Source organism: Acidovorax sp. 93, from assembly GCF_003633835.1.
Lineage (GTDB): Bacteria > Pseudomonadota > Gammaproteobacteria > Burkholderiales > Burkholderiaceae_C > Acidovorax > Acidovorax facilis.
Map to the genome: position 1 here is coordinate 286,273 of NZ_RBIT01000001.1, position 13,265 is coordinate 299,537.

General features: G+C 65.5%; 13 protein-coding genes. 7 read left to right on the forward strand and 6 right to left on the reverse strand.

Translation table 11 applies throughout. The features are described 5' to 3' along the window. Positions 1–11: 11 nt before the first annotated feature. The gene (locus C8C93_RS01305; protein ID WP_008905006.1) at positions 12–1,193 is read right to left on the reverse strand and encodes an acyl-CoA dehydrogenase family protein; all 1,182 of its coding nucleotides are present in this window, start codon (positions 1,191–1,193) and stop codon (positions 12–14) included. Between the two features lie 45 nt (positions 1,194–1,238). Next, complete coding sequence (locus C8C93_RS01310) at positions 1,239–1,949, reverse strand: YceH family protein (protein ID WP_121505657.1); 711 nt, start codon at positions 1,947–1,949, stop codon at positions 1,239–1,241. Between the two features lie 283 nt (positions 1,950–2,232). On the opposite strand from C8C93_RS01310, the gene purN reads away from it, so the two are divergent. Beyond that, a complete protein-coding gene (purN, locus tag C8C93_RS01315) occupies positions 2,233–2,814 on the forward strand; it encodes a phosphoribosylglycinamide formyltransferase (protein WP_121505658.1) in 582 nt (193 codons plus the stop codon). Between the two features lie 253 nt (positions 2,815–3,067). Here purN and C8C93_RS01320 read toward each other — a convergent pair whose 3' ends face one another. Then, positions 3,068–3,862, reverse strand: coding sequence for an EF-hand domain-containing protein (locus C8C93_RS01320; RefSeq protein WP_255424300.1), 795 nt, complete (start codon positions 3,860–3,862; stop codon positions 3,068–3,070). Positions 3,863–3,877: 15 nt separating this feature from the next. Next, positions 3,878–4,063, reverse strand: coding sequence for a hypothetical protein (locus C8C93_RS25310; RefSeq protein WP_233559224.1), 186 nt, complete (start codon positions 4,061–4,063; stop codon positions 3,878–3,880). A gap of 237 nt (positions 4,064–4,300) precedes the next feature. On the opposite strand from C8C93_RS25310, the gene C8C93_RS01325 reads away from it, so the two are divergent. Both C8C93_RS01325 and C8C93_RS01330 read left to right on the forward strand, forming a co-directional pair. Then, positions 4,301–5,029, forward strand: a complete 729-nt coding sequence (locus C8C93_RS01325; protein ID WP_121505659.1) for a response regulator — start codon at positions 4,301–4,303, stop codon at positions 5,027–5,029. Next, positions 5,017–6,132 (forward strand): ATP-binding protein, encoded by a 1,116-nt coding sequence (locus C8C93_RS01330; protein ID WP_121505660.1) that lies wholly within the window; start codon positions 5,017–5,019, stop codon positions 6,130–6,132. The genes C8C93_RS01325 and C8C93_RS01330 overlap by 13 nt, the downstream gene beginning before the upstream one ends. A gap of 11 nt (positions 6,133–6,143) precedes the next feature. On the opposite strand, the gene C8C93_RS01335 is transcribed toward C8C93_RS01330, so the two are convergent. After that, positions 6,144–6,398, reverse strand: coding sequence for a DUF1653 domain-containing protein (locus C8C93_RS01335; protein ID WP_121420860.1), 255 nt, complete (start codon positions 6,396–6,398; stop codon positions 6,144–6,146). A 68-nt stretch (positions 6,399–6,466) separates the two neighbouring features. On the opposite strand from C8C93_RS01335, the gene C8C93_RS01340 reads away from it, so the two are divergent. The 3 genes from C8C93_RS01340 (at position 6,467) to C8C93_RS01350 (ending at position 11,025) form a co-directional block, all read left to right on the forward strand. Continuing rightward, positions 6,467–8,320: a M48 family metallopeptidase gene (locus C8C93_RS01340; protein ID WP_121505661.1), complete on the forward strand. Its 1,854-nt coding sequence runs from the start codon at positions 6,467–6,469 to the stop codon at positions 8,318–8,320. Positions 8,321–8,401: 81 nt separating this feature from the next. Next, positions 8,402–9,676 carry an RsmB/NOP family class I SAM-dependent RNA methyltransferase gene (locus C8C93_RS01345; protein WP_121505662.1) on the forward strand — a complete coding sequence of 425 codons (1,275 nt, stop codon included), beginning with the start codon at positions 8,402–8,404 and terminating at the stop codon, positions 9,674–9,676. A 134-nt stretch (positions 9,677–9,810) separates the two neighbouring features. Continuing rightward, complete coding sequence (locus tag C8C93_RS01350; RefSeq protein ID WP_121505663.1) at positions 9,811–11,025, forward strand: fatty acid desaturase; 1,215 nt, start codon at positions 9,811–9,813, stop codon at positions 11,023–11,025. A gap of 62 nt (positions 11,026–11,087) precedes the next feature. Here C8C93_RS01350 and C8C93_RS01355 read toward each other — a convergent pair whose 3' ends face one another. Next, a complete protein-coding gene (locus C8C93_RS01355) occupies positions 11,088–11,501 on the reverse strand; it encodes a hypothetical protein (RefSeq protein WP_121505664.1) in 414 nt (137 codons plus the stop codon). 235 nt (positions 11,502–11,736) lie between these two features. Here C8C93_RS01355 and C8C93_RS01360 point away from each other — a divergent pair, with 235 nt between their 5' ends. Beyond that, positions 11,737–13,242, forward strand: a complete 1,506-nt coding sequence (locus C8C93_RS01360) for a PLP-dependent aminotransferase family protein (RefSeq protein ID WP_121505665.1) — start codon at positions 11,737–11,739, stop codon at positions 13,240–13,242. Positions 13,243–13,265: the final 23 nt, after the last annotated feature.

A 13,265-nucleotide genomic window follows, 5' to 3' on the forward strand; every position in this document is an offset into this window, starting at 1 on the left:
TTCTTGTCTCCTTAGCCCAGAACCGTCTGCGCGACGATGTTGCGTTGAACTTCATTGCTGCCACCGTAGATGGTGGTTTTGCGCAGGTTGAAGTAGGTGGACGCCAGCGGCGCGTTGGCAGTGACGCCGCCGGGGAAGTTGCCCTGCCAGCCAGCTTCCATGGCCTCTTCGATGAAGGGCATGGCAAAGGGGCCTGCGGCCAGCATCATCAGCTCGGCGTAGCGCTGCTGGATCTCGCTGCCCTTGATCTTGAGCAGACCCGCGATGTCGAGCGAGTTCTTGCCCGACTTCTCGGCCGACAGCACGCGCAGCACCAGCATTTCCAGCGCGACGATGTCCACTTCGAGCAGTGCGATCTGGTCGCGGAAGCGCAGGTCATCCCACACGCCTTCGGTCTTGGCGATGCGCTTCAAGCGCTCCAGCTCGCGCTTGCTGCGGTTCACGTCGGCGATGTTGGTGCGCTCGTGGCTCAGCAGGTGCTTGGCGTAGGTCCAGCCCTTGTTCTCTTCGCCGATCAGGTTTTCGGCAGGCACTTCGACGTTGTCGAAGAACACTTCGTTCACCTCGCATTCGCCGTCCAGCAGCTTGATGGGGCGCACGGTGACGCCCTTGGACTTCATGTCGAGCAGCAGGAAGGAGATGCCGGTCTGGGGCTTGCCCTCGGTGCTGGTGCGCACCAGGTTGAACATCCAGTCGCCATGCTGGCCCAGGGTGGTCCAGGTCTTTTGGCCGTTGACGATGTACTTGTCACCCACGCGCTCGGCGCGGGTCTTGACGCTGGCCAGGTCCGAACCCGATCCTGGTTCGCTGTAGCCCTGGCTCCACCAGACTTCGCCGCTTGCGATGCCAGGCAAAAAGCGCTTTTGCTGCTCGGCGTTGCCAAACGCCATGATCACCGGGGCCACCATCACCGGGCCAAACGGCACGATACGGGGCGCACCGGCCAGGGCGCATTCTTCTTCAAACAGGTGCTTTTGCACGGCCGTCCAGCCGGGGCCGCCAAACTCCTTGGGCCAGCCGAAGCCCAGCCAGCCTTTCTTGCCCAGGATCTTGGCCCAGCCCTGCAGATCGTCGCGGGTCAGGCGCAGGGCGTTATGGACCTTGTGCGAAATTTCTTTCGGTAGATTAGCTTGAACCCAGGCGCGAATTTCTTCGCGGAACGCCTGTTCTTCGGGGGTGAATGCGAGATCCATCGGTTTGTCTCCAAGTGATCCGCATTTGTAGCACGGTCGTTCGTTTTAGTCCTGTCCGGGTGGCGACATCGGCGCGGAGTCTGGGGAAATGCCCAGTTCTGTACACAGCCGCTGCACCGTGCTGCGCAGGTTGGCCACCTCGGTCTCCAGTGCGTCCACCCGCGCTTGCAGTGCGGCAGACGTGCCGGTGTTGCCACCGCCGCCACTGCTGGGGGCTGACACACCGGCGCTGGTGTCTACAGGCCCACACATCAGATGCGCCCAACGCTGCTCGCGGGCACCCGGCGCGCGGGGCAACTGCACGACCAGCGGGCCGCCCTTTTCGGCGCTGCGCTCCTGCAGCTCGTCCAGAAATGCCTCGACCGAGGAAATGTCGGCAAAGCGGTACCAGCGCTCGGCGTTGATGCGCAGTTCACCCGCCGTCTGCGGGCCGCGCAGCATGAGCAGGCCCAGCAGCACGGCCGACTGCTCGGGCACGCCCACGCCACGCTGGAAGTTGTGCTCCCAGCGCGTGGTGCGGTTGCCGCTGCTCTCAAACGCCAGGGTCAGCAGCTTGAGCGAATCCAGCGCTTCCTGCGCCTCGGCGTCGCTCAGGTTCATCACCGGGTCGCGGCTGGTTTTCTGGTTGCAGCCGGTGACCAGGCCGTTGAGCGACATGGGGTAGCTGTCGGGCACGGTGCGGGCCTTCTCCATCAGCGTGGCGAGTACGCGGGCTTCGTGGGGGGTGAGGGGGCGGGTGGCGGGATCGAAGGGCATGAGGAGGCTGTCGGGCTTGGGGTTGGCGCTGCGTTGTGCTACAGAGTATGCAGGCTAGGCGCCCAGCGCAAGCTGCACTGGCTGTGCAGCGAGCATGGGCAACGCCGCCTGCGTGCTCTGTCGCACAACCCTTCGGGCCGCCGCCTGGGGCCGCCATGCTGCGTTGCGGGTTCGTTGTGTGGCTGGGCCACACGGCCTCACCCGCGCCTTGCCTGGCACCCCCAGGCGGTGGCGCAGAGCCAACCCCATGCTCGACAGCCTCCTAGATAATCCGTGGCAATTTATGAAGAACATCGTCATTCTGATCTCTGGCGGCGGCTCCAACATGGCCACCATCGTGCGTACCGCACAACAGGAGCACTGGGAGCAGCGCTACGGCGCCCGCGTCGCGGCCGTCATCAGCAACAAGCCCGATGCCGCCGGGCTGGTGTTTGCGCGGGAGCAGGGCATCGCTGCCGAGGCGCTGGACCACAAGGCCTTTGCCAGCCGCGAGGCGTTTGATGCCGAGCTGGCCGCCACCATCGACCGCCACCAGCCCGCCCTGGTGGTGCTGGCCGGGTTCATGCGCATCCTGACGCCCGGGTTTGTGGCGCACTACGCGGGGCGGCTTATCAATATCCACCCCTCGCTGCTCCCCGCCTTTACCGGGCTGCACACGCACCAGCGCGCCATCGATGCAGGCTGCAAGTTTGCGGGCGTAACGGTGCACCAGGTGACGGCCGAGCTGGATGTGGGCCCCATACTGGACCAGGCCGTGGTGCCGGTGCTGCCGGGCGACACGGCCGAGACGCTGGCGGCCCGGGTGCTGACCCAGGAGCACGTGATCTACCCACGTGCCGTGCGGTCACTGATCCAGGCCCTGTAGCCTGGGCGGTGTCGGGCTTGGGACGGTCCAGCTTTCGCACCCACAGCCCTGTGGGTGCGCGGAGATTGTTTTGTGCTATAAAAATAATAGCTGCTTGCGCTTGTCCATCAAGCGCTAGGCCCTGTTTTAATCATATTTCTCGCTGCTGGATGCTTCGGTAATCCCGGCGCACGCAGCTCGTCAACTGACGGGCGAATCGCACTGCGTGGCCAGAAAACCTGCGGCTGGTGGCAAGCCAGCCCCTTCCTTTTGATCAGGCCATTGCGCTCAGGCTGCCGGTGCTGGCGGGCGAATTCCAGTCATTGGCGGCCAGCGCGTACTGCTGCCGGGCAAAGTCGGCCAGTCGCGCCAGGTCGTTGCGTTGGCTGGTGTCCGATGTTGATGCCGGGCTGGCGGGCTGCTGGAGCTGGCTGGTCAACTGGTCGATGAAAGTCCTGGATTCGCTGGCGCTGATGCTGGCGTCGCCATCGGTGTCGATGGCGTTGAACAGCGCGGTGATCGCGTCCTGCTCCACGCTGCTGGTGCTGCCAGCCAGCCGTTCTGTCAGCGAGACTTCACCATCCTTGTTGGTGTCCAGGGCGTCGTAGGTGGTGGTGCTGTCGGCGGAAGCACTTGCACCACCTGGGCCTCCGGGTGGCGGTGGCATGCCGCCCATGACCTGCATGCCGCCGCCTGCTTCACCCGCCGCGCCGGAAGGGCGGCCCGCGTCGAATTCGGCTTGGGTCAGGCTGCCGTCGCCGTCTGCATCCAGTTGGCTGAACACGTCGTCACTGCTGACGCCCGCTTGGCTCGCCGTGCCGCCCGACATCGCTTCCAGCAGGGCCTGCAGCTCGGTCTTGCTCACGGCGCCATCGCCGTCGCTGTCCACCTTGCCAAAGAGGTCGTCGCCCGCCTGGCCGGTGGCGGTGGCGGTGTCGCTGTCGCTGTCGCCCCGCGACTGGGCAAAAGCCATGGTGGACGGTGGCGGGGGCAACACGCTTTGCATCGTCTTGCCCAGCTCGTCGGCGTTGAGGTTGCCGTCCCCATTGCTGTCGTACTGCTTGACCAGGTCCGCAGCGCTGGCCTAGTTGCTGACGCCGGTTTTTTGGGCCACATCGTCCAGCAGGCCCTGCAGTTCGGTGTCACTCACGCCGCCGTTGCCGTCGGTATCGATTTTGGACAGCAGCCGCTCCGGCGTGGGCGCCGGGCGTGATGCCCGCTGCACACTTGCACTGGACCAGGCACTGCTGACGCTACTGATGGTCGTCATCGTCGTTCCTTTCGCTCCAAGGGTGGGTCGGTGCCTGGTCCCCCAAAACGGAAGCCCTCAGCCATGGCCCGTAACCATTCTTGGTTGTGCGTGTCTCCGGGGTTTGTCTGCTTTGTACCAAGGTCGATACAAAGGGCGTCCACAAGGACCGAACAATGGCGGAAATGCCCGCCAGATCGTCGGCAGCGGTGGCTTGTAGCTGCCTAAACTTGGGTGTTCTTTTGCACGACAGAGCCCATGCAACACATCCTGGTGGTGGACGACGATGTGGAGATCACCACACTGCTCACCGAATACCTCGCCCGCTTTGGCCACGCCGCCCACGCGGCGTGTGATGCGGCGTCGATGCGCGCGCAGATGCTCGCGCACCCCATCGGCCTGGTGGTGCTGGATGTGATGCTGCCCGGCACCGACGGCATCACCCTCGCGCGGGAGCTGCGTGAACGCTCCCGGGTGCCGATCATCATGCTCACCGCCCGCGCAAACCCCTACGACTGCGTGCTGGGGCTGGAGATGGGGGCTGACGACTACATGGGCAAACCCTTCGAGCCGCGCGAGCTGGTGGCACGCATCCAGACCGTGCTGCGCCGCACGCGCGGCGAGAGCGCCCCGGCCCGCCAGGAACCCGACGGGCTGGTGCGCTTTGATGGCTGGACCCTGCACAGCATCGAGCGGCACCTGGTGTCCCCGCAGGGCGTGGTGGTGCCGCTGTCCAATGCCGAATTCCGCCTGCTCTGCACCTTCTTGCGCATGCCGCGCCGCATTTTCAGCCGCGACCAGCTCATGGAGCAGGCGCGAGGCCGGGCCATGGACGCGTTCGAGCGCAGCATCGATCTGCTGGTCTCGCGCCTGCGCAGCAAGCTCTCGGACGACCCGCGCTCGCCCTCGATGATCCGCACTGTGCGGGGCGCCGGTTACGTGTTCAACGTGCAGTCGCTGCAGGGGCAGGTGGGATGGCCGCATTGATGGTTGCGCGCTGGCCTGCGGCGCTGCAGCGCTGGCTGCCTGACACCCTTTTTGGCCGGCTCGCGCTGCTGCTTATCGTGGCCGTCATCGTGAGCCATGTGCTGGCGCTGACTTTGATGTTTGAACTGCGCCCCGCGCACCCCGGGCACCCGCCTGGCCCGCAGCCCCTCGGGGTGGCAGCCGATGGGCAATCTTTGCCGTTGCCGCCGCCGGGGCCAGGGCAGGGCTTGTGGAATGCCCCGCCGTCGCTGCAACTGGGGCTGCTGCTCGACATCAGCGTGCGGCTGGCGGCGCTGGTGGCCGTGGCCTGGTGGGCGGCACGCTGGCTGTCGCGCCCCATGCACCGGCTGGCCACGGCGGCGCAGGAGCTGGGCCGCGATATCGACCGCCCCCCGCTGCCCGAGGACGGCACGCTGGAGTGCCGCGACGCCAGCCGTGTGTTCAACCAGATGCAGGCGCGCATCCGCCAGCAATTGGCCGAGCGCGACCGGTTTGTGGCGGCGGTGTCGCATGACCTGCGCACGCCGCTGACCCGGCTGCGCCTGCGCACCGAATGCCTGGACGATAGCCGCGCGCAGCAGCTGTTTCGCCGCGACATTGCAGAGATGGACGCCATGATCGCCTCAACGCTGGACTACCTGCGCGGCGTGGCTGGCGCCGAGGCCTGGGTGCTGCTGGATGTGCAGGCCCTGGTGGACAGCATGGCCGACGACCAACTCGCCATGGGCCATCGGGTCACGGTGGCGGGGCAGGCGGCCCCGCTGCGGGTGCAGGCCGTGGCGCTGCGGCGCTGTCTGGATAACCTGGTGGGCAACGCGATTCGCTACGGCGGCAGCGCCGAGGTCACGCTGCACGATGCGGTTGATGCGCTGACCATCGAGGTGCGCGACCATGGCCCCGGTTTGCCTGCCGAAGAGCTGGAGCGGGTCATGGAGCCTTTTTACCGCGTCGAGGCCTCGCGCAACCGCCAGAGTGGCGGGGCCGGGCTGGGGCTCACCATTGCCAGCGATATCGTGCGGCGGCACGGAGGGAGGCTGGCCTTGCGCAATGCTGCGGGCGGTGGTTTGGTGGCAGCAGCCATTTTTCCGCGCACTGCGGCGTGAGCCCACCGGGCTCAACCCGCTGGGGTTTCATCCCCGCATTTCTCAAACCGTGGCCGCATCACACCGTCAACGAGCACCTGCTCTTCAAACATGGCGGCGGGTCGCACCCACAGCCCACGCTGGCCATAGAGCGCGCGGTACAGCGTCATGGGCTCCAGCGTTTCGCTGTGGCGCACGGTATCAATCACCTCGTAGAGCATGCCCTTGTAGTGGCGGTACAGGCCGGGCGGTGTGCGAATGAGTGCTGGCAGGTCGTCGTCGGTCATGGTGGTGGGTGTGGGGTCGTGAGTGGTTAGGATGGCGGTTGAAAACAACCCAAGAGTGAGGGAAGCCCGTGGATCAGGCAGATTTTGTGCATCTGGTGCGCATGAGCGAGCATGCCAGTGCTGACAACAGCCGCGCATACCGCCGCAGTGTGGCCGTGTTTGCGGCGCTGGGCTATGCCTGGGTGCTGGGGTGCCTGGGACTTGCCGCAGGCATTTTGCTGTGGGTGGTGCCGCAGATGTTGCAGGGGAAGTTTCGCTTTGCCATGGTGTGGCTGCTGCTGGGGGCTGCGGGCCTGCTGTGGGTCAGCCTGCGGGCGCTGTGGGTGCGTTTTGACGCGCCTGAGGGCGTGGAGATCACGGCGCTGGAGGCACCGGAGCTTTTTGAGGCGCTGGAGCGCATCCGCCGCAAGATCAAGGGCCCGCCCATCCACAAGGTCACGCTGAACGACGAGTTCAATGCGAGCATCCAGCAGCTGCCCAAGTACGGCCTGCTGGGTGGCGCCGTTAACCACCTGAGCATCGGGCTGCCTTTGCTGATGGCGTTGGACCGGCCGCGTTTTCTCGCCGTGCTGGCACACGAGTACGGCCACTTGCGCGGCGACCATGGCCGGTTTGCGGCCTGGATCTATCGCACACGCCTGTCGTGGATGCGCCTGAACCACAGTCTGGCCGACGACGAAGGCCCGGTGGCCGCGGCCACGCAGGCGTTCATGCGCTGGTACTTTCCGCGCTTTTCGGCCAAGACGTTTGCGCTGGCCCGCCAGGACGAATACGAGGCCGACCGCATTGCGGGCAAGCTGCTGGGCCGTGATGTGACCGCCGCCGCCCTGGCCGAGATCGAGATCCGGGGCGCAGCGTTGCAGGCAGAGTTCTGGGGCAACCACTGGTGCGGTGCCGCTGGCAATCCGCTGCCGGTGGGGCCTTATCGCAGCATGCGTCGTTTCCTGGCCGAGGCCCCGGATGCTGCTTTTGCCAACGACGCACTGCGCCAAGCGCTCAAGCGCCTGAGCAGTGTGGACGACACCCACCCCGGCTTGCGGGACCGCATTGAAGCGCTGGATGCCACGCCCACACTGCCCGACTGGTCGCGTGGCAATGCCTTGACCCTGCTGGGCGATGAGGCCAAACGGTGGGTCAAACACTTCGACAAACAATGGTGCCGCGACAACGCTACGGAGTGGAAGCAGCACCACGCGTGGCTGGAACGTGTGCGCGCACGCGCCCAGGCGCTGCAGGCTTCCATCGCTCAGAACAGTGCGGCTGAGCTGGTGGAGCTGGCCCGCCTCAAGCGCCATCTGGACCCCCGTGCCGATGTGCGTGCCTTGTATGAGCTGGCGCTGGAGCGCAGCCCCGAGTACGCGCCCGCCCTGTGTGGACTGGTGCCTTGCCTGCCCGAGGACGATCGCGAAGGCAAGCTTCTGCTGCTGCACCGGGTGTGGGAAGCGGGCAGCAACGACCGCTACTGGGCCGCGCGCACCGCGCTGGCCGAGCTGGAAACTCCCCGCATGGGCATGGAGCATGATGCGGCGGCCTTCAAACAGTGGCGCAAGCGGCTGGAGCGCGCGCAGGAATCCGAAGAGCGCGCCTGGGAAGAGCTGTCGGGCACCTCCTTCTTCAGCCAGATCACGCGTCACGACCTGAGCCCCTTCGAACTGGCCGAGCTGCAATCGGAACTGGCCCGCTGTGCGCCCCTTGCCCGCTGCTGGCTAATGCGCAAAAACCTGCGCGAGCATCCGCAGCGCCGTGCGTACCTGATCTTTGTCGAGCTGCCGGGGATGGACGATGAAAGCCGTTACCACCTGTGCCGCGCCCTGGAGCGCAATCTGAGCCTTCCCGGCCCCGCGCTGGCGCTGTGGGCGGGTGAATCGCCCAGCCTGAAGGAGATTCAGCGCTATGCGTTTGATCCGGTCTACACGCGTTGACAAACCGAACGGATCGATGCGGGTCGTTTGAAGGAGCCTTGTGGTTGGCTGTTGATCAGACCAGAGTGGGACAATCGGGGGATGCATCCCAAAGTTCTTCTCGACGCCTGTGCCGAATTGGTCAGGCTCACCCTCTCGTTTGAACACCCCGCCGATGCGGTGGTGTCACGATTCTTCCGCGACAACCGGGGCCTGGGCCCCCGCGAGCGGGCCACCCTGGCCGAAACGGTCTACACCGTGCTGCGCAAGAAGCTCCTGTTCGACCACATGGCGCCCTCGGGCTCGGGACCCAAGGAGCGCCGTCTGGCCATCCTGGGGTTTTACGGCCCGCGCGACTTCCTCAAGAGCGCACTGACTGACCAGGAAAAGAACTGGCTGGACCAGTGCGATGCGGTCACGGTCGATGACCTGATGGAGCGCCACCGTCACAACCTGCCCGAATGGCTGGTGAAGCCCCTCAAGGACCAGCTGGGCGACGGCTTCTGGCCGCTGGTGGAAAGCCTGGCGCAGAGCGCCCCGCTGGATTTGCGCGTCAATGCCCTCAAAGACAAGCGTGCCGACGTACAAAAGGAGCTCGCCAAGGCCGGTATCAAGGCCAGCCCCACGCCGTATTCGCCCTGGGGCCTGCGCATTGACGACAAGCCTGCGCTGACCAAGCTGGATGCGTTCACGCGCGGTGCCATCGAGGTGCAGGATGAAGGCTCGCAGTTGCTGGCCCTGCTGCTTGACGCCAAGCGCGGCGAGATGGTGGTGGATTTTTGCGCAGGTGCAGGTGGAAAGACCCTGGCCATCGGCGCGGGCATGCGCAGCACCGGGCGCCTGTATGCGTTTGATGTCTCGGCGCACCGTCTGGATGCTCTGAAACCGCGCCTGGCCCGCAGCGGCCTGTCGAACGTGCACCCCGCCGCCATTGCCCACGAGCGCGATGACCGCGTCAAGCGGCTGGCGGGCAAGATCGACCGCGTGTTGGTGGATGCTCCGTGCTCGGGCCTGGGGACTCTGCGGCGGAACCCGGACCTCAAATGGCGCCAGTCGCCCAAAGCCATCGAAGAGCTGGTGGCCAAACAGACCGCCATTCTGGACAGCGCAGCGCGCCTGCTCAAGCCCGGCGGCCGTCTGGTGTATGCCACCTGCAGCATCCTGCCGCAGGAAAACGAGGCCATCGCAGAGGCATTCACCGCATCGCACCCGGACTTTGAACTGCTCGATGCGGGCGAACTGCTGGAGCAGCTCAAGGTGGAGGGGGCCAAGGGTCTGTGCAGCGGTGGTGAGTCGGGCAGTGGTTATTTGCGCCTGTGGCCCCATGTGCACCAAACGGATGGGTTCTTTGCCGCAATCTGGTCCAAAAAGGCCTGACTTGGCCTTCTAAAGGCGCTAAATCAGCGTAAATACCATGGATACCCCCGAACCTATTTCGTGGGGACCACTCTAAAATCAGATACCCGGTCCGTTGGCGAACGGGTTCTCTGTAGAAGTAAGGCTTTCTGAATATGCTGTTACCCGATTGGGCCGTACTGAACGCTGCCATTGACTGGCTGGGCCATGGGTTGTGGAACCTGGCTTGGTGGCAGATCATTCTGTACACCCTGGCGACGACCCACATTACCATTGCGGCGGTCACGATTTTCCTGCACCGCGCGCAGGCGCACCGCGCGCTGGACTTGCACGCCATCCCTTCGCACTTTTTCCGCTTCTGGCTGTGGATCGGTACGGGCATGGTCACCAAGGAATGGGTCGCTATCCACCGCAAACACCACGCCAAGTGCGAAACCGTGGACGACCCCCACAGCCCCCAGACCCGGGGGCTGGACACCGTGATGTGGCGTGGCGCCGAGCTGTACCGCGCCGAGTCCAAGAACCAGGAGACGATGAAGAAGTTCGGCCACGGCACGCCCGATGACTGGATGGAGCGCAACGTCTACACCCGTTACGGCTGGCAGGGTGTGGGCCTCATGCTGATCCTGAACCTTGCACTGTTCGGCGCTCTGGGCGCCGCAGTGTGGGCGGTGCAGATGCTCTGGATTCCGTTCTGGGCGGCGGGTGTGGTCAACGGTGTGGGCCACTACTGGGGCTACCGCAACTTTGAGGCGCAGGATGCCAGCACCAACCTCTCGCCCTGGGGCATCATCATTGGCGGCGAAGAGCTGCATAACAACCACCACACCTATCCCACGTCGGCCAAGTTCTCGGTCAAGCCGTATGAGTTCGACATCGGCTGGGTCTACATCACCATGATGAAGAAGATTGGCTGGGCCACGGTCAAGAAGGTGCCGCCCAAGCTCCAGTTGGGTGACGTCAAGCCTGTAGCCGATGAAAAGACGCTGGAGGCCCTGATTGCCAACCGCTATGAGGTGATGGCTGGCTATGCACGTGGCGTGCGCCAGGCCTGCAAGGACGAAATCGCAGCGCTCAAGGCACGCAATGCCGATGCCTCGGTGCTCCAGGCCGCCAAGCGCTGGCTGCACCGCGATGCCGAGAAGGTGCCGGCCATCGCATTGCCGCAACTGGCCCAGGCCCGTGCCGCGCACCCCGCGCTCGACAAGATGGTCACCATGCGCGAAGAGCTGCGCCAGCTGTGGCTCAACACCTCGCAATCGCGCGAGCAGCTCACCGCGGACCTGCAAGCCTGGTGCCGCCGCGCGGAAGAAAGCGGTATAGCCGCCCTGCGTGAGTTCTCGCTACGGCTGCGTGCGGCGCAGGCCTGAAGCGGGCCGCGCATTGTCCAAGGCCTTGCCATCTGGCAAGGCCTTTTTCTTTGGTGCAGCGGTTACCGCATTGCGGGCACCTTGCCAAAAGCGCGGTTCTTTGCGGTTTTGTCCCGGCCTGCAAAGGCTGAGCGCAGCAGGTGCCGTACTTGGTGCCAAAGTCCCGGCCTGGGAGTGCCTTCGATCACCTGGATCTCAGAGCGGCAGTGCAGGGCGTTGCCCACCTGCACCCAGGCGGCCTTGGTGTTCCAGCCCTCTGGCAGATGTTCGCCCGCCCCAAGCCGCATTTGCGGCAGAGTGTGCAACGCGTGCCCGAAGTCTCGTGGAGCAAAGCGAAGTGACACCTCTCCCTGAGTGGTGTGCAGTGCGCTGCCGGGCGGCAGGCACAGCCACAGGCTCTGGCCGGGTGTGAGGCCCAAGGTGACTGCGGCCGTTGGGGTGGTGGGCGGGATGGTGGTTGGATTGCGCTGTGGCATGGTGCGGGGCTCCTGAAGGAAGGGCTGCTGTGAGGCTGTAGCGTAAAAAAAGCAGCGTTGCCCCGGCAGGTACACGGCGGTGCAGGAGCGGGTAGAACAGCGCAGATTACTGGCGTGCTGTTATGGTCCGATCTGTACGTTCCTGTATCTGTACCCGCAGAGAGGGCTCGGGCACGATGCGCTTCTAGGCTTCTGAGCCTGCGCCACGGCTCGGCAGCAGTACCCCATACCCGCCATGTCACATTCTTCCGATTCGCGGGATGCCCCGCTCTACCGCCAACTGGCAGCTTTGTACGAACAGGCCATAGCCGCTGGCAGCCTGACGCCTGGCATGCGCATGCCGTCGGTGAGGGAGCTGTGCCAGCGGCACCAAGTGAGCCTGACCACCGCGCTGCAGGTGTTGCGGCATCTCGAATCCCTGGGCTGCGTGGAGGCGCGCGAGCGGGTGGGCTACTTTGTGCGGGAGCCGGGCGATGTGGCGTTGCCCCGGGCGCGCGAGCCCGAGTTGCACGAGCCGCTGGCCCACGACCCGCGGGTGTTTGCGGGCATCAACGAGCGCATTTCCGGTTTTCTCGAAAAAGCCCGCCGCGCAGGCCCGCTGCCGCTGGACTTGGGCAGCGCCATGCCCGCGCCGAGCCTGTTTGATGCAGCAGCGCTCAACCGCCTGGCCCATGGCCTGTTGCGTGAGCAACCCGACGTCCTGGTGTACGGCCCGTCCGCGCCCACCACCCACCCCGAATTCCAGCAGGCCATGGCCCGGCATGCGCTCACCTTCGGCGTGTGTGTTGCGCCAGCCGACATTGGCGCAACACTTGGCAACTCCGAAGCGGTGAACCTGGCGCTGGACGCCGTCGCCGAGCCGGGCGACGTGATCGCCGTCGAATCGCCCACCTTCTTTGGCATCCTGCAGGCCATCGAGGTGCGGGGGCTGCGCGCGCTGGAGATCCCCTGCAGCCCGCACACCGGCATGTCGCTCGAAGCCCTGGAACTGGCCGCGCGCAACGAACCACGGCTCAAGGGTGTTGTGGTGGTCCCCCACCTGCAGATGCCGCAGGGCAGCGTGATGCCCGATGCGCACAAGGAGCGACTGGTGGCTCTGTGCGTGGAGCATGGCTTAGCCCTCATCGAGGACGACATCTACCGGGAGTTCGTGGAGTCGCCGCACGTGCTGCGGCCCGCCAAGGCCTGGGACCGGCAGGGCGATGCCGGGCAGGTGATCTATTGCGCATCGCTCAGCAAGAGCTTTGCTCCCGGTTTGCGCCAGGGCTGGATGAGCGCGGGGCGCTGGCAGGCCCGTGTGCAGATGATCAAGTTCGCTCGCACGCGCAACATGCAGACCTGGTCGCAGCTGCTGGCGGCGCGCAGTGTGGACTCTCCGGCCTACGAGCGCCACATGCGCCGCATGCGGGCGCAGCTGCGCATCCAGCGAGAACAGGCGGCGAGGGCCGTAGCGCGCTACTTTCCCATGGGCACACGCCTGAGCCTCCCGCCGGGTGGCCTGAGCCTGTGGCTGGAGCTGCCGGTCGGCATCTCTTCCACGCGCCTGTACGACGAGGCGCTGCAAAACGGTATCCGTGTGGCCCCGGGCCCCATGTTCTCCAACACCGGGCGGTATGAGCACTTCTTGCGGCTGAGCTGTGGGATGCCGTTCACGGCCGAAGTGGAGGCGGGCTACCGCACGTTGGGCGCCTTGCTGGCTGCGCAGATGGCCGAGTTGCCCGTGCCGCGCAAGGTTGCTTGAGTAAAGAGTCTGGGTGAAAGGTC